Annotated in this window: 15 protein-coding genes; 7 read left to right on the forward strand and 8 right to left on the reverse strand. The window is 63.9% G+C overall.

What is annotated here, in order from left to right:
* Position 1 precedes the first annotated feature (1 nt).
* Entirely contained in the window at positions 2-1519 is a 1518-nt protein-coding gene (locus ACFQ6H_RS08755; RefSeq protein WP_378645457.1) for a leucyl aminopeptidase, read from the reverse strand.
* A 156-nt stretch (positions 1520-1675) separates the two neighbouring features.
* Between ACFQ6H_RS08755 and gcvT the strand changes: the two genes are divergently transcribed.
* Together gcvT and ACFQ6H_RS08765 are read left to right on the forward strand one after the other, a co-directional pair.
* On the forward strand, positions 1676-2776 hold the full coding sequence (gene gcvT, locus ACFQ6H_RS08760; protein WP_378645460.1) for a glycine cleavage system aminomethyltransferase GcvT: 1101 nt from the start codon (positions 1676-1678) through the stop codon (positions 2774-2776).
* A 32-nt stretch (positions 2777-2808) separates the two neighbouring features.
* On the forward strand, positions 2809-3912 hold the full coding sequence (locus tag ACFQ6H_RS08765) for a branched-chain amino acid aminotransferase (RefSeq protein WP_378538854.1): 1104 nt from the start codon (positions 2809-2811) through the stop codon (positions 3910-3912).
* Here ACFQ6H_RS08765 and ACFQ6H_RS08770 read toward each other — a convergent pair.
* The 6 genes from ACFQ6H_RS08770 to ACFQ6H_RS08795 all read right to left on the reverse strand — a co-directional run bounded on the left by ACFQ6H_RS08770 (position 3906) and on the right by ACFQ6H_RS08795 (position 9024).
* Positions 3906-4742: a dienelactone hydrolase family protein gene (locus tag ACFQ6H_RS08770; RefSeq protein ID WP_378645463.1), complete on the reverse strand. Its 837-nt coding sequence runs from the start codon at positions 4740-4742 to the stop codon at positions 3906-3908. The genes ACFQ6H_RS08765 and ACFQ6H_RS08770 overlap by 7 nt on opposite strands.
* Before the next feature lie 112 nt (positions 4743-4854).
* Entirely contained in the window at positions 4855-5829 is a 975-nt protein-coding gene (locus tag ACFQ6H_RS08775; RefSeq protein ID WP_378645466.1) for a GlxA family transcriptional regulator, read from the reverse strand.
* Positions 5830-5838: 9 nt separating this feature from the next.
* A complete protein-coding gene (locus ACFQ6H_RS08780) occupies positions 5839-6606 on the reverse strand; it encodes an adenosylcobinamide-GDP ribazoletransferase (protein WP_378645471.1) in 768 nt (255 codons plus the stop codon).
* A 2-nt stretch (positions 6607-6608) separates the two neighbouring features.
* Complete coding sequence (gene cobT / locus ACFQ6H_RS08785) at positions 6609-7667, reverse strand: nicotinate-nucleotide--dimethylbenzimidazole phosphoribosyltransferase (RefSeq protein WP_378645489.1); 1059 nt, start codon at positions 7665-7667, stop codon at positions 6609-6611.
* A gap of 110 nt (positions 7668-7777) precedes the next feature.
* A complete protein-coding gene (locus ACFQ6H_RS08790) occupies positions 7778-8365 on the reverse strand; it encodes a bifunctional adenosylcobinamide kinase/adenosylcobinamide-phosphate guanylyltransferase (RefSeq protein WP_378645474.1) in 588 nt (195 codons plus the stop codon).
* 2 nt (positions 8366-8367) lie between these two features.
* Positions 8368-9024 carry a DUF3043 domain-containing protein gene (locus ACFQ6H_RS08795; protein ID WP_007730051.1) on the reverse strand — a complete coding sequence of 219 codons (657 nt, stop codon included), beginning with the start codon at positions 9022-9024 and terminating at the stop codon, positions 8368-8370.
* 134 nt (positions 9025-9158) lie between these two features.
* Between ACFQ6H_RS08795 and ACFQ6H_RS08800 the strand changes: the two genes are divergently transcribed.
* From ACFQ6H_RS08800 to ACFQ6H_RS08810, 3 genes are all read left to right on the forward strand, one after another.
* Positions 9159-10259, forward strand: a complete 1101-nt coding sequence (locus ACFQ6H_RS08800) for a glycerate kinase (protein WP_378645477.1) — start codon at positions 9159-9161, stop codon at positions 10257-10259.
* Between the two features lie 116 nt (positions 10260-10375).
* Complete coding sequence (locus ACFQ6H_RS08805; protein WP_007730053.1) at positions 10376-10726, forward strand: iron-sulfur cluster assembly accessory protein; 351 nt, start codon at positions 10376-10378, stop codon at positions 10724-10726.
* Positions 10727-10922: 196 nt separating this feature from the next.
* On the forward strand, positions 10923-11897 hold the full coding sequence (locus tag ACFQ6H_RS08810) for a carbohydrate kinase family protein (protein ID WP_378538848.1): 975 nt from the start codon (positions 10923-10925) through the stop codon (positions 11895-11897).
* Positions 11898-11962: 65 nt separating this feature from the next.
* On the opposite strand, the gene asnB is transcribed toward ACFQ6H_RS08810, so the two are convergent.
* Positions 11963-13888, reverse strand: a complete 1926-nt coding sequence (gene asnB / locus ACFQ6H_RS08815; protein WP_378645480.1) for an asparagine synthase (glutamine-hydrolyzing) — start codon at positions 13886-13888, stop codon at positions 11963-11965.
* Between the two features lie 320 nt (positions 13889-14208).
* Between asnB and ACFQ6H_RS08820 the strand changes: the two genes are divergently transcribed.
* Both ACFQ6H_RS08820 and ACFQ6H_RS08825 read left to right on the forward strand, forming a co-directional pair.
* Entirely contained in the window at positions 14209-15273 is a 1065-nt protein-coding gene (locus tag ACFQ6H_RS08820) for a cytochrome c oxidase subunit II (protein WP_378447998.1), read from the forward strand.
* A 39-nt stretch (positions 15274-15312) separates the two neighbouring features.
* Complete coding sequence (locus tag ACFQ6H_RS08825) at positions 15313-15729, forward strand: cytochrome c oxidase subunit 4 (RefSeq protein ID WP_003941723.1); 417 nt, start codon at positions 15313-15315, stop codon at positions 15727-15729.
* The last annotated feature ends 122 nt before the right edge of the window (positions 15730-15851 follow it).

Here is a 15851-nt window from a genome sequence, read left to right on the forward strand (position 1 = left end):
GTCAGCCGTTGACCGCAATGTCCTCCAGGACAGAGATCATCGTGCGAACCGGAACTCCGGTGCCGCCCTTGCCGGTGTAACCCCACGGTCCTGACGTGTTGTACGCCGGACCCGCGACGTCGATGTGCGCCCACTGGACACCCTCGGGAACGAATTCCTTGAGGTAATGAGCTGCGACCAGCATGCCGCCCCAGCGGTGCGGGGTGACATTGGCCATGTCGGCGACCTTGGAGTCGAGATCTCCACGCAGTTCCTCGGGCAGCGGCATGGCCCAGCCGTTCTCGCCGACGCTCTGCGAGATGGATGCGACGCGGTCACGGAACTCGTCCGTGCCCATGACGCCGGGCGTGCGGTTGCCGAGCGCCACCATCTGCGCACCGGTCAGGGTGGCGGTGTCGATCATGTAGTCGGGGTTGTCCTCACCCGCGCGGACCATCGCGTCGGCAAGGATCAAACGGCCCTCGGCGTCGGTGTTGACGACCTCGATGGTGATTCCGCCGTACTGGGTCAGCACGTCGCCGGGACGCTGCGCGGTCGCGGACGGCATGTTCTCGGCCATCGGCACGTATGCGACGACGTTGACGGGCAGGCCGAGCTTGGCGGCAAGCACGACGGTGGAGATGACGGCTGCGGCGCCGCCCATGTCCGAGGTCATGTTCTCCATTCCAGCGGCGGGCTTGATGGAGATTCCGCCGGTGTCGAAGGTGATGCCCTTACCCACCAGTGCGACCTTGCGGGCGCCACGCTTCTTCGACGCGTATTCGAGGCGGACGAGACGCGGCTGGCGTGACGAGCCCTTGCCGACGCCGATGATTCCGCCGTAGCCACCCTTCTCGAGTGCCTTCTCGTCGAGAACCTGGACGGTGAGCCCGGCCTCGACGCCCAGTGCCTTGGCGCGCGCGGCGAACTCGGCAGGGTAGAGGTGGCTCGGGGGAGTGTTGACGAACTCGCGTGCGGTGGCGACGGCCTCGGCGATGGCAGCCGACCGTGCCAACGTTGCCTTGGTCTCCTTGGCGCGCGGCGACGGCACCAGAAGTTCGACGCGTGCGAGTGGCTGCGAATCAGGTCCGGGCGCTGTCATGGACGACTTGAATTCTGTGAAGCTGTACGCGCCCAACGCAAATCCCTCGGCTGTTGCGCCGAGATCGAGGATCGAGAGCGTGGTTGCGACGGTGTCGATGCCGGACAGCGAGCGAGCTGCGGCGCCGGCGGACTTGCGGATCTGCTCACTGCCGAGCTTGTCGGCGGAGCCGAGTCCGACGGCGAGGACGCTGGTGACCGACAGTGCGCTCGGTGCCGGGACGCGGGTGAGCTGCTCGGGCTTGCCGGTGGCGCCGACGGCGATGAGGCTGTCGAGGATCTCGGCGAGTACGTCTTCGGCGACGATGCCTTCGCTGAGTGCTATTTCGGGGCCGTCCGGACCCGACGTCAGGCCGACGACCAATATCTCTGCGCGCTTGGCGACTGTGCCGGCGAGAACGAGGTCGGGTCCCAACGATCGGGCTGTGCGAGTGCTCAAGGTGTCTCCTGTGAGGTGAGTGCGATGCGTCCGGTTCTGGCGGATGCCTGAGTCGATGTTAGGCCCTCTGCGGATTCCGGACGGGGGACCGTCTCGGCCAGGTGAGCTCTCACTGCGGACATGTTTCGATCGGCGAAGTCCGATAGGTTGTGGGCCATGACCGACGAACAACTGTTGCAGGGCCCGATCCACCCCGTCCACGTCGAACTCGGCGCGACGTTCGCGCCGTTCGGGGGGTGGCAGATGCCGGTTTCGTACGCGGGCGTCGTGGCCGAACACACCTCTGTGCGTGAGAATGTCGGACTCTTCGACGTCAGTCACCTCGGCAAGGCCGTCGTGCGTGGGGCGGGCGCCGCGGAATTCGTGAACTCCGCACTCACCAACGATCTGAACAAGATCGGACCGGGTAAGGCTCAGTACACGTTGTGCTGCAACGAGTCCGGTGGCGTCATCGACGACCTCATCGCGTACTACGTCAGCGACGACGAGATCTTCCTCGTCCCGAACGCAGCCAATACCGCGGTCGTTGTTGCGGCTCTGGTCGCTGTAGCACCGGACGGAATCACCATCGAGGATCAGCATCGTGCCTACGGTGTGCTGGCGGTGCAGGGTCCGAAATCGGTGGCGGTTCTGACGGCTCTCGGGCTTCCCACCGAGATCGAGTACATGGCGTACGAAGATGCGGAATGGAACGGCGTGCCTGTTCGTGTGTGCCGCAGTGGTTACACCGGTGAGGTCGGCTACGAACTCCTGCCGCGGTGGGAGGACAGTGAGCCGTTGTTCCGCGCGCTTCTCGAGGCAGTGCGCGCCGAGGGTGGGCAGGCCGCCGGGCTCGGAGCCCGCGACACTCTTCGTACCGAGATGGGCTATCCGCTGCACGGGCACGAGCTTTCGCTCGAGATTTCCCCGCTCGAAGCGCGCTGCGGATGGGCGATCGGTTGGAAGAAGCCGACATTCTGGGGCAAAGAGACCCTGACCGACGAGAAGGCCGCCGGCCCGGCCCGCAAACTCTGGGGGATCAAGGCTCTCGACCGTGGTGTGCTGCGGGCCGGCCTCGGTGTTCTGCGTGACGGCGAGGCAATCGGCGAGACCACCTCCGGAACGTTCTCACCGTCGCTCAAAGTGGGAATTGCGTTGGCGCTCCTGGATTCCGGCGCCAATATCGCGGCCGGCGACGAGATCGAAGTCGACGTCCGTGGTCGTGCTCTTCGGTGCGTCGTGGTGTCTCCTCCGTTCGTGGAGACCAACACCAAGTAGAGAGCTTTTTCACGTTCGATAGGATTGCGCCCATGACAGGTGCCGCCGATTTCGTTCGTGTTCAGAGCTCGTCCCCGAAGTCCGACGCCGAGCGCCGTGACATTTTGGCGGCGCCCGGCTTCGGGCGGCACTTCACCGACCACATGGTCTCGATCGACTACACCGCGGGCAAGGGCTGGCACGACGCCCAGGTGTTGCCGTACGGAAACATCGAGCTCGATCCGGCCGCAATGGTTTTGCACTACGGACAGGCCATCTTCGAGGGCCTCAAGGCATACCGTCAGCCGGGTGGCGAGATCAGTTCGTTCCGCGTCGAGGCCAACGCCGAGCGTTTCGCAGCATCTGCGCGCCGTCTGGCGATGCCGGAACTGCCGGCACAGATGTTCGTCGATTCCATCACCGAACTGATCGACGTCGATCTCGACTGGGTTCCCGCTGCCGGCGGCGAGGACGCGCTCTACCTCCGTCCGTTCATGTTCTCCACCGAAGCCGGCCTCGGTGTCCGTCCCGCCGACGAGTACCGTTACCTGCTGATCGCATCGCCCGCCGGCGCGTACTTCCCGCGCGGCGTCAAGCCGGTCAGCGTGTGGCTGTCCACCGAATACGTTCGCGCGGCCCCCGGCGGTACCGGCGCGGCCAAGTTCGCAGGCAACTACGCCGCTTCACTCCTCGCCCAGGCGCAGGCCGCCGACGAGGGTTGCGACCAGGTGGTGTGGCTCGACGCCATCGAGCGCACGTACGTCGAGGAAATGGGTGGAATGAACCTGTTCTTCGTCTTCGGCTCCGGTCCCGACGCTCGCCTCGTGACGCCGTCGCTGTCCGGATCGTTGCTGCCCGGCATCACGCGCAACTCGCTGCTCGCCCTCGCCGCCGATTCCGGCTTCTCCGTCGAAGAGCGCAAGATCAGCACCGACGAATGGCGCACCAAGTGCAAGAGCGGTGAAATCACCGAGGTCTTCGCTTGCGGCACAGCAGCAGTCATCACTCCTGTCGGACGAGTCAAGTCCGCCGAGGGCGAGTTCACCATCGCCGACGGCGAGCCGGGTGAAGTGACGATGGCACTGCGCGACACCCTCACGGGTATCCAGCGCGGCACCTTCGCCGACACCCACGGCTGGATGACCAAACTTCACTGATCGCCGGTTCGTTCCGCGGGCAATCGCTCGCGGAAGAACTGCAGAATTTCGTCTCGTGCGACGGTGGTGGGTGATCCGGCCTCGTCGACGAGGTGAGCTGTCACCACACTGTGCGGATTGGCAATGACGTGTTCGAAGAACGGTGACGTTGCCGCGTTGGCCGCTTCGTCGGGCAGAACCTTCCCGACGAAGCGCTCGCCCAACGCCGTCGAGTAGGCCGCGAATCGCTGTGCGCGGCAGAACGGGTCGCCTTGAAAGCGGTAGGCAAGCACCGTGAGGTCTTCGGCGTCGAGTCTCGAGCGCACGGCGTCGAGTTCTTCGGGCCCACTGTCGGTTTCGCCTGGTCGATCGAGCGGTAACGACGGTTGGGCGAGAACCGACGCAATGACCGAGGGTTCGAGCATCATCGACAGCGCGAAGTTACCGGTGAAGCACATCCCGATCACGCCGACTCCAGGGCCACCGCACTCCTCGTGGGCCGAAGCGGCGAGTGAACGCAGCCAACGGACCGCTGGACTCGGTTCGTCGGCAGCGAGAGCGCGGAACTCTGCGCTGACGCAGGCTCTCTTGAAAACGGAGACTCCCTCGTCCACTGTGGGAACCGCGCCGTCTCGGCCGAACAGCGACGGAACAAACACCGTGAAACCGGCGTCGCGCACCCAGCGGGCGAATCGAGCAACATGCGGGCTGATGCCCGGCATTTCCGGCATGACAATTACTGCGGGTCCGGTGCCAGCCACGTACACGGACTTCGACACTGCGTCGATCGTGATGGTTCGCCGGTCGAAGTCTTCGAGCGGATCATCTTTTGTCATGCTTCGGTTCGGCATGCTGGGCCCTCCCAATTGGTCGAAGTTTCTCCTCTGCACAGTCTTTCGGTGCGGGATCAACTACAGAAGAGGGCGGTTCGCCACGTTTTCGGGCGGGCTCGCCACGCGCGACTTATCCGGTGCCGCCGTCGCGGAACCGCTTTCGATAGTCAGCAGGGCTAATTCCGACACGGTCGGCGAACAGTCGACGGAAGGTTCCAGGATCCTGATAACCGATGTGTCCCAAGATTTTTCCGAGTGGCCAATCGGTTGATTCCAACAGGCGTTTGGCCTTTCGCACCCGTGCACGCTGTAGGTAGGCGCGGGGCGATTCCCCGGTCTCGTCTCCGAACTTCCGAAGCATTGTTCGGGTGCTGACGCGGAAAGCTGCCGACAGCTGATCCAAGTCGTAAGGCTCCGCTATCCGTTCGACCAACCAGCTTCCGACGGCCTCGGCAAACTGTGTGTGTTTCACGGGCAGCATCGAGTCGACAACGTACGGAGATTGACTGGTTCGGTTATCCGGCGCCAGAGTAATTCTTGCCGTCGTTCGCGCAATCTTGTCGCCGAGATGCTCGCGCACGAGTGCTGAGGCGAGGTCGAGCGCTGCAGTGAACGCCGCAGTGGTGGTGACGCCGTCGTCATCGACGATCAGCGAATCGGTTCGAACCGTCGCATCGGGATATCGACTCGCGAGGTCGGCACCGTACAGCCACGACGTCGTAGCGCGGCGTCCGTCGAGAAGCCCGGCCTCGCCCAGCAGATATGCGCCGACGCACACTGACGACACACGAACGCCCCGCGCCTCGCAGGCACGGATGAAGTCGATTTCTCTGTCCCACAGCGACAAGCGCGTCGCGGGATCTTCGGACGGTACAAGTTCGAACCCTGGCACCACCAGGTGATCGATGTCGTGATGCCCCTCCTGTGCGCCGATCGAAAATCCGCCCGCCGCAACGACGGGCGAGCCGGACGCGGCGATGACCGATACCTCGAAGGGGTCGGTGGACGCTCCATCGGCGACGCGATTGGCGATCAGCAGAAGATCCGTGAAAACGAAGATCTCGGCCGCCAGGCAACCCTCGTAAGCCAGGACTCCGACTCGCACGACGTCAGATCACAGTCCGAGAGTGAGGCCGACGGCCGTCAGCGTCACCGTGAGTTCGAGCGCGAATCCGAGAACATCGCCGTTGAGTCCGCCGAATCGCCGGACGCAGTGACGCACACACAGCACACTGATCAGCAGCGCCGACGCGGTGACGAGAGGGCCGAGCCACCACCGGTCGGTGGCAAAGGCAGAAACGGCGATCAGTGGAACCGACCATACGAGTGCGGCCCACAGCGGCTGCGAATCGGCGACGAGCGCACCGAATCCGCTCGGGCTCGACGCGAGAACGCCTCGGCGGCAGGCAAAAACGACGGCGACTCGGCCCGCAGCGACAGCTACGAGGACCGCGATCCACTGCGTGGGGGAGTCGGCAACAGCAAGGACGCCGAAGGAGACCGATTGCAGACCAAGGAAGATGAACAGTGCAGCGACCCCGAAGGGGCCGGCACCGCCGCTGCGCATGACCTCGCGGGCGCGCTCCGGTGGACCGTAACAACCCAGTCCGTCGACGGAGTCTGCCAGTCCGTCCACGTGCATCCCGCGGGTTCCGAGAGCGAGTGCGCCGACCGTCAGTAAGCCCGCGAGATAGGGATTAAGGCCGATGCTGGTTGCGCCCCAGAGTAGAAACGTCGCGGCAATCCCGAGAGCGATTCCGGTCAGCGGAGCGGCGGTGATGGCGCGACGCCCGGCAGCGCGATCGATGTCGGAGGGGCCACGAACCGGGAGGACCGTCAGCCACGAGAAGGCCAGTGGCACACCGGACAGCGGGCCCGCCACGCTCACTCCGCCGTAACGGTTTTGGTCAGGTCGATCGACTCGGGCTCTTCAGCGGGCGCGCTGCCCTGAGTGCTGACACCGGCCTCGGAGAATGTCGCCATCTTGCTCAGGATCGCCACTGCGCCCTGAAGGATCGGGAGCGCGGTGACTGCGCCTGACCCTTCGCCGAGTCGCATGTCGAACTCGACGATCGGTTCGAGACCCATTCGCGTCAACGCGATGGTGTGTGCGGGTTCCGTGGAGCGGTGCCCGGCGACCCACCATTCACGTGCGCCGAAAGCCAGCTCGTCGGCGACCATGGCGGCTGCGGTGACGACGACGCCGTCGAGGATCACCGGCGTACGACGCGACGCTGCCTGGGCCAGGAAGCCGGCCATCGCTGCAAGGTCGGCACCCGAAGACGTGCGCAGCAGCGCGACTGTGTCGCGAACGTGCGGACGAGCGCGTCGGAGAGCATCGCGAATCGCGGCAGTCTTGCGGATCCACCCGGCGTCGTCGATACCGGTACCTCGACCCACGACCGCCACGGGTTCGCTGTCCGTCAGGGCGGCGATGAGCACAGTGGCGGGTGTGGTGTTGCCGATGCCCATGTCGCCGGCGATGAGAAGGTCTGCGCCCCCGTCGATTTCCTCGTCCGCGATCGCTCGGCCGGCAGCGATGGCCTGGAGGGTTTCCTCGTTCGACATGGCGTCTTCGCGGTCGATGGACCCGGAAGACCTGCGTACCTTGTGGTTCGAGACGGCCGGATCGGTATCGCCGTCCACCGCGATGTCGACGACGCGAACGGTGGCGCCGGCAACCTCGGAGAGGACGTTGACTGCCGCGCCGCCCCCGAGGAAGTTGGCGACCATCTGTGCGGTCACTTCAGGGGGATAGGCGGAGACACCGTTGCGGGCGATTCCGTGATCACCGGCGAAGACGACGACGCGAGGTCGAGCGAAAGCATGTGGAGGACAAACTCCTTGGCATGCCGATGCCCAACCGGCGAGAGCCTCCAGGCGGCCCAGTGAGCCGGCCGGCTTGGTCAGATCACGCTGACGTGCGTCGGCCTGCGCGCGCACGTCGCGGTCGGGCGGGGTGACAGGTTCGAAGTCGGCGCTACTGACAGGCGCGACGTCAGGGTTGGATTCTGGGTCGGCAACTGGATTGGCCCCTGAATTGGCGTCGGTACTCACATCGTGCCTTCCGGTTGTGCAGCAGTATCTTTCAAGACGAGCGGTAACCCTGCAACCACTAGTACGACACGATCGCACACCGCGGCGATACGAGCGTTGAGAGTGCCGATCTCGTCGCGGAACAATCGTCCCGACCGGGTCTCGGGAATCACGGCCAAACCCACTTCGGGGCTGACCAGTACCAGGGATCCGCGGTAGTTCTCGACGCCGGCGACAAGGCTGTCCGCAGCGGGCGTGATGGTGCCGCGCGGTGCGTCCCAGGCGCTCTGACGGTCCAGTTCCGTGGTCAGCCACGTTCCCAGATCGTCGACCAACGTCGCTGTGTGTGAATCGCTTTCGAGCTGTGCCGCGAGGTCACCTGCATCCGCGGTCTCGACGGTCGACCAGTGAGTAGGCCGTCTGCTCCGGTGCTGATCGATCCGGCTTTCCCAGTCGGCGTCGGAGTTATCGCGCTTCGCTGTCGCCAGGTACCGGATCGGTGCCGAATCTTCGGGTAAATGGCCTGCACAAACCAAATCCTCGGCGTGCGCGGACTTGCCAGACCGCGCGCCGCCGAGGACCAAAGTTCTATACGTCTTCGTCACACTCAGATTGCGTCGCCCGGCCCCACACGAGGCTTCGGTGCGCGCAGTTTACGGATCTGCGACGCGCGAACGAACGCGTACCAGCCGAGCTTGAATCCGCCGTCGGTGCTGTCGGGGAAGCGCTCGGCGACGCGGTTGTTGATCATGCGTCCGAGCCAGATGCCTTCACCGACCATGAAGAGCATCATCACGAGCATTGCCAGCGTGACGATCTGCTGGAGTGCGGGCGTGACGAACATCGTCATGATGAGGATCAATGCGAGCGGCATGAACAGCCCGACGAGGTTGCGGCGAGCATCGATGAAGTCACGGACGTAGGCGCGAACCGGGCCCTTGTCGCGGGGGAGCAGGTACTTGTCCTCGCCGGCGAGCATGCGGGCGCGGCGGTCTGCCGACGATGCGCGACGCTCGGCGGCTTCGGCCTTGCGGTCCTCCTTGGATCCGCGGGTCGCCTTGCGGCGGGCGCGGGCTTCCTTCGCGGTCAGCGGGGCAGGCGCAACCGGGCCACGCCTCTTCGCCTCGGCGTCACGACGCTTGGGTGTTGGGCGGCCCTTGCCCACCTGCTCGATGGGCGCCTCTTCGGAGGCCGAGGATGCCTCAGTGCCCTCGACGTCACGTTTGTCGGAGTTGTCTGAGTCACCGCGGCGTAGCAATTTCACACCTCCAGGCTATTGGATAAGTGCACGGTCTGGGAAACCGACCTCGGTCTTTCTGAAAATCACAATCGCGCAAGACGCTCAAACGCTCGAGAAACCGAAACATCGGGGTCATTCGGCACTCTTAGACTTCGGCTATGCGAGTAATAGTTGCTCCAGATTCATTCGGCGAGACCCTGACCGCCGTCGAGGCGGCCGAGTCCATTTCTGCCGGTTGGCGACGCGGCCGACCCGATGACGACGTCGTCACCGCGCCACAATCCGACGGGGGACCGGGATTTGTCGACGTCTTGGCCGCGGCGGGGGGCGATATCCGGTCCGCGCGGGTGTCCGGACCGTTGACCGCGGGCGTCGACGCGAAGTGGCTGCTGGATTCGGGCACGGCGTACATCGAGTCGGCCGAAGCAGTCGGGCTCGGCCTGCTCGGAGGTCCACCGACGCGTGCGAGCGCACTCGCCGCGCACAGTCGCGGTGTCGGAGAACTGATCGCGGCTGCGCTCGAGGAAGGCGTGAAGACGATCGTCGTTGGACTTGGTGGGAGTTGCTGCACAGACGGGGGACGTGGACTGGTGGAGGCGCTGGGCGGCCTGGAGGCTGCAACGGCGGCTGCGGCGGGCGTTCAGTTGGTCGCGGCCACCGACGTCGAACACGTACTTCTCGGCGAGCACGGTGCGGCAGCGGTGTTCGGCCCGCAAAAAGGCGCCGACGCCGAGGCAATCGCCGTCCTCGAAGCGAGAAATGCGATGTGGGCAGAACAGTTGGAGTCCATCAGCGGGAAGGGAGTGTCGGATCTTCCTGGCGCCGGCGCCGCAGGTGGTATCGGTGCTGCGCTGTTCGCGCTCGGTGCGCAGCGGCAATCCGGGGCCGACGTCGTCGCCGATCGGACCGGGCAGGCAGCGCTATTGGAGTCTGCCGACCTGGTGATCACCGGCGAAGGCAAGTTCGACCACCAATCGCTGCGAGGCAAACTCGTCACAACGCTCGCTTCGGCCGGGGCAGCGCACGGCGTTCCGACGCTCGTCTTTGCCGGCCAGGTGACGCTCGACGAGGCGGACTACGCGTCGACCTCGATCGTCGCAGCGAAATCGGTGACAGAGTTCGCGGGTTCGGTGGAACGTGCGATGAACGAAGCGTCGGCGTGTCTCGAGGGACTCACCGAACATACGGCGCGCGAGTGGAACATCTGGCGCGGTCAACAGAGCGCAGAATCCACCAGCGTCGACGCGCCGTTGCCGTGACGGGAAGACCGGATAGGATGAAGACGAATCGCACCCGGTAAGGACTGGCGGGAATAAGTCGGCAGCGGCGTACCGTTGAAGCGTTCACGGGTTGGTACGAACATTAGGGAGAGCCCATGACTGTGCAGAACGAGACCGCCACCCACGGCGTCAAGATGACCGAGGCCGCATCCGCCAAGGCGAAGGCACTCTTCGATCAGGAGGGTCGCGACGACCTCGCGCTGCGTATCGCAGTGCAGCCCGGCGGCTGTGCCGGACTGAAGTACCAGCTGTTCTTCGACGACCGCACGCTCGACGGTGACCTCACCGTCGACTTCAACGGCGTCAACCTGGTTGTCGACCGGATGAGCGCGCCGTACGTCGAAGGTGCGTCCATCGACTTCCTCGACACCATCGAGCAGCAGGGCTTCTCGATCGACAACCCCAACGCAACAGGCTCCTGCGCCTGCGGTGACTCGTTCAACTGAGTCCGTCGATCACAACTCAATTCGCAAACAACTGACGCGGAACCGACATTCGGTTTCGCGTCAGTTGTTTGTGGTGACTCGTACCCAGGCGGTTCCGATCTGACGGCTCGGGTGCCAAAGACGGCGCTACGGGCAGTAACGTGAACTTTTGCTCCTCTTTCATTCTTGTACTCACTTCGCTGAAAGGCCACGATCCGTGACTATTGCGGTAACCGGTTCCATTGCCACCGACCACTTGATGCGCTTTCCCGGCCGCTTCGCCGATCAGCTCCTCGCCGATCAGCTCGCCCACATTTCGCTGAGCTTCCTGGTGGACGACCTCGTGATCCGCCGCGGCGGCGTCGGCGGCAACATCGCCTACGCAATGGGCGTGCTCGGTGGATCGCCGTTGCTCGTCGGTGCGGTCGGCGCGGACTTCGCCGAATACCGCACCTGGCTCGAGGACAACGGCGTCGATTGCAGCGCGGTCCGCATCTCGGACAAGGCACACACCGCGCGTTTCGTGTGCACCACCGACGAGGACATGGCGCAGATCGCGTCGTTCTACCCCGGCGCGATGAGCGAGGCCCGCGAGATCGAACTCGCAGCAGTGGCCAAGACCGCGGGTGCGCTGGATCTTGTGCTGGTCGGCGCAAACGACCCCGAAGCAATGGTTCGCCATACCGACGAATGCCGCCTGCTCGGAATTCCGTTCGCAGCTGATCCGTCGCAGCAGCTTGCCCGCCTGTCCGGTGACGAGGCCAAGGCGCTCATCCACGGTGCGAAGTACTTGTTCACCAACGAGTACGAGTGGGGTCTGCTTCAGCAGAAGACGGGTCTGAGTGAGGAAGAGATCCGCGCACAGGTCGGCATCCGCGTCACCACCCTCGGCTCCAAGGGTGTGGAAATTGTTGATGCCGAAGGTAATTGGGTGCGCGTCGACGTAGTGCCCGAGACGGGCAAGGTTGATCCGACGGGTGTTGGCGACGGCTTCCGTGCCGGCTTCCTGCTCGCACACGGCGCTGGTCTGAGCTTCGAGCGTGCCGCCCAGCTGGGATCGCTGGTCGCTGTGTTGATCCTCGAGACCGTCGGAACCCAGGAGTGGGTGTTCAACCGCGACGAGGCCCTCAAGCGTCTCACCGAGGCGTACGGCAGCGCGGCAGCGGACGAGATCGCAACGATTCTGCCCTAGGGGGCTGCGCCCCGTGAGTGGTTGAGGAGTCCGGAGACTCCCTAACCGCTCACGGGGCCGAAGGCCTAGATATTGACCGGGTACACCGGTTCCTGGATCTGCGGCACGATGCGCTTCTCCACGAAGATTCCGTGCCAGACCATGAAGGTCAAGACGGTCCACAGGCGTCGGCTGTGGTCCGAAACGCCCTCGCGGTGATCGTTGAGCATCTTCACGACGGCCTGCTTGTCGAAGATGTGGTCGGTTCCCGACTCTTCGATCTGCAGATGTGCCCAGTCGAAGAGTTCGGTGCCGCGAAGCCAGTGGCGCAGGGGAACCGGGAATCCGAGCTTGGCGCGGTGCAGAACATGGTGCGGCACAATACCTTCCAAGGCCTGACGCAGCGCGTACTTGGTAGTGTCCTTCGTGATCTTCTGATCGAGCGGAACGCGTGAGGCGACGTCGAAGACCTCGGGATCGAGGAACGGCACACGCAGTTCCAGCGAGTTGGCCATCGTCATCTTGTCGGCCTTGACGAGGATGTCGCCTCGCAACCACGTGAACAGGTCGAGATGCTGCATCCGGGCAACCGGATCCCAGTCCCGAGACTGCGCGTAGATCGGCGCGGTGACGTCCTGGTGAGTCCACTCGGGTCGGAAGTCGCGCAGGACGGCGCGAAGCTGAGCGTCGTTGAAGCTACGAGCGTTGCCGTAGTAGCGCTCCTCGAGCGTCAAGGAGCCGCGGTTGAGCAGACTCTTGCCGCGAGTGCCGTCCGGGATGCGTTCGGACAACTTGCCCGCGGCCCGACGCAGCCCCTTGGGGAGGTACTCGAAAGGCTTGAGCGACAACGGTTCACGGTAGATCGTGTAGCCGCCGAACAGCTCGTCGGCGCCCTCGCCGGACAGCACCACCTTGACGTGCTTGCGAGCTTCCTTCGCGATGAACCACAGCGGAATCAATGCCGGATCGGCCACCGGGTCGTCGAGGTACCAGACGATCTCGGGAATGGCAGCGGCGAACTCGGCGGGGGAGACCACCTTGACGACGTGCTTCGCGCCGATCGCTGCGGCGGATTCTGCAGCAACGTCGACCTCGGAATAGCCCTCACGTTCGAAACCTGTCGTGAAGGTGATCAGGTTGGGGTTGTGACGCATCGCCAGCGCCGCGATGGCAGTGGAGTCGATACCGCCGGACAGGAATGAACCGACGGTGACGTCGGCGCGCATGTGCTTGGCAACCGAATCCTCGAGTGCCTCGGCGATTTCCTGGTAGCGCGCCTTCTCCGTGCCCGGCGCAAAAGGCTTGGCCGGGAACTTCGGCGTGAAGTACCGCGTGAACGTGGGCTCCTCGCCCGGACGCACCCGCGCGAAGCTGCCCGATTCCAGGCGTCGGATCTGCTTGTGCAGTGTTTCCGGCTCCGGTACGTACTGCAGAACGGTGTAGTGCTCGATGGCGCGCGGATCCAGTTCGGTACCGATGCCGATCAGATCGGTAAGTTCGAGCAGGCTCTTCTTCTCGCTGCCGAACGCGGTGCCGCCGCCGCCGGTCGCGATGAACAACGGCTTGATACCGAACGGATCGCGCGCGATGAACAGCTCACGTGTGTCGGTGTCCCAGATCGCGAACGCGAACATTCCGCGCAGGCGCCGGACTGCATCTTCACCCCAGTAGTGGAATGCAGCGACGATGGCTTCCGAGTCACCCTCGGTGAAGAACTTCGCGTCGTGGTCCTTGACCAGCTCGGCGCGGATCTCCAGATAGTTGTAGATCTCGCCGTTGAACGTGAGCGCGTAGCGCTCCGGATTCTCCGGCGGGCCCCAACGCAGCGGCTGGTGGGAATGAGCGATGTCGATGATCGCCAGGCGGTTGAACCCGAAGACGAGGTGGTCGTCATTCCACGTCCCGTGTTCGTCCGGCCCGCGGTGACGAAGGCAATGCATCGCCTGGTCGACCCGCGAGACGGCGTCCTCGCTGGTTCCGCCAGATGTCAGTAGCCCGAGCAGTCCACACACAGCGTCCGGTTCCTCGATTCAGAATTTTTCGTACAGAAGGCTCCCGGACACGAGTGTCGGGGAGAGGTCAACGAACTCTTGTCGAAAGTATGCCGCAGATCGACGTCTCTGCCGATCGCGGCGGAACGAATCGACGTGATGTGTGTCGCCCAAACGACCTGAGCCGTTCCTGAGCAGCACCTGAGAGAGCTGTGTGACGTCCGCCGCGACACGGGCGAGGACCCGAGGATGGATAGCGCCCGGCTTTGGTCTACGCTGCGTAGTAATTGGGCCTTCCCTCCGGGCATGCCCTAGTTGAATTTTGTGGCGATCAGGAAGGCGTGAACGTGGCGCAAGGTCGGATCCTTCGGCGAGCGGGGCTGGCAGTATCTCTGGGCATTGCTGCCTTGCTGCTGTCGGGTTGCTCCATCGACAACGAAGTGCTTCGTTTCGGGTGGCCTTCGGGCATCACCCCGGAAGCGACGCGCATGCGTGAGCTGTGGACGTGGTCGGTTGTAGCCGCCCTCGTCATGGGTGTGCTGGTGTGGGGGTTGGTCTTCTGGGCCGTCATCTTCCACCGTAAGAAGAAGGACTCGCCGGAATTCCCGCGTCAGACGGCATACAACGTGCCGCTCGAACTCGGTTACACGGCAGTTCCCTTCGTCATCATCGCGGTTCTCTTCTACTTCACCGTCATCGTTCAGAACCATGTTCTGGACAAGACGGACAACCCTGACGTCGTCGTAGACGTCACGGCCTTCCAGTGGAACTGGAAGTTCGGCTACCGCTCCATCGAGTTCGGTGACGGTTCCGCCAAGTACAACGGAATCGACGTCGAGGCCGAAGAGGCTGCCAAGACCGAGGGCTCCACTGTCAACGATCACGGCGAAGAAGTTCCCGGCCCGATCCACGGCAACAGCACCGAGGACCTGAGCTACCTGCACTACGACAAGATCGAGACCGTCGGCTCCAGCCAGGAGATCCCGATCCTCGTTCTGCCCACCGGCAAGCGAATCCAGTTCGAACTCGCTTCCTCGGACGTCATCCATGCATTCTGGGTGCCCGAGTTCCTGTTCAAGCGTGACGTTCTCCCGAACCCCAAAGAGAACCACTCGGACAACATCTTCCAGATCAGTGAGATCGAGAAGGAAGGCGCATTCGTCGGGCGTTGTGCAGAAATGTGTGGCACGTTCCACGCGATGATGAACTTCGAGGTTCGTGCGGTTTCGCCGGAGGACTTCGCCAAGTACATCGAACTGCGCAAGGGTGACGCGGAGGGCAATGGTGGTCTGACGACCGCTGAGGCTCTGCAGGCAATCGGTCAGTCGCCGGTGGCTACGTCGACCACGCCGTTCAACACCGACCGCGAGTACCGTCAGGCAACCGTCGCCACTGCAGGCAACTGAGCCGGCCAGCCTCTTCACTGAACAAGGACAAGTGCTGATATGAAGATCGAAGCCAAGCTCTTCGAGATCCTGACGATGTTCTTCATTCTCGTCGCGATCATCTACGGAGTGTTCACCGCTCTGTCACGCACAGGTATCGAGTGGGCCGGACTGACGGCCATCGTCCTGTCTGCAGGTCTGACGCTCATCGTGGGTACCTACTTCCGCTTCGTTGCTCGTCGTCTGGACACCCGTCCCGAGGACTACGACGACGCTGAAATCTCGGACGGTGCAGGAGAACTGGGCTTCTTCAGCCCGGGTAGCTTCTGGCCGATCCTGCTGGCCGCCGCTGCTGCACTCGCGGCAGTGTCGCTGGCGTACTTCCAGCCGTGGCTCATCGCAGTCGCAGTTGTCTGTGTGCTGGCCGCAGCTGCCGGCCTGGTGTTCGAGTACTACACCGGACCCGAGAAGCACTAGTTTCACCTGCACTCGAACAGAGGCGGGGGCGGGCCGCAGACGAGAGGGCGGACTGTTGTCGGTTTGAGGGTGTGTTGGTGGGGAAGGGGCACGGATTAAAACTACACAATAAAAAAAAACAA

This window comes from Rhodococcus sp. NPDC056506 (assembly GCF_042794945.1).
Lineage (GTDB): Bacteria > Actinomycetota > Actinomycetes > Mycobacteriales > Mycobacteriaceae > Rhodococcus_F.

Coding starts and splice junctions, on each gene's coding strand:
- gcvT (WP_378645460.1), top strand. CDS start 1,676: ATGACCGACGAACAACTGTTGCAGGGCCCGATCCACCCCGTCCACGTC.
- ACFQ6H_RS08765 (WP_378538854.1), top strand. CDS start 2,809: ATGACAGGTGCCGCCGATTTCGTTCGTGTTCAGAGCTCGTCCCCGAAG.
- ACFQ6H_RS08770 (WP_378645463.1), bottom strand. CDS start 4,742: ATGCCGAACCGAAGCATGACAAAAGATGATCCGCTCGAAGACTTCGAC.
- ACFQ6H_RS08800 (WP_378645477.1), top strand. CDS start 9,159: ATGCGAGTAATAGTTGCTCCAGATTCATTCGGCGAGACCCTGACCGCC.
- ACFQ6H_RS08805 (WP_007730053.1), top strand. CDS start 10,376: ATGACTGTGCAGAACGAGACCGCCACCCACGGCGTCAAGATGACCGAG.
- ACFQ6H_RS08825 (WP_003941723.1), top strand. CDS start 15,313: ATGAAGATCGAAGCCAAGCTCTTCGAGATCCTGACGATGTTCTTCATT.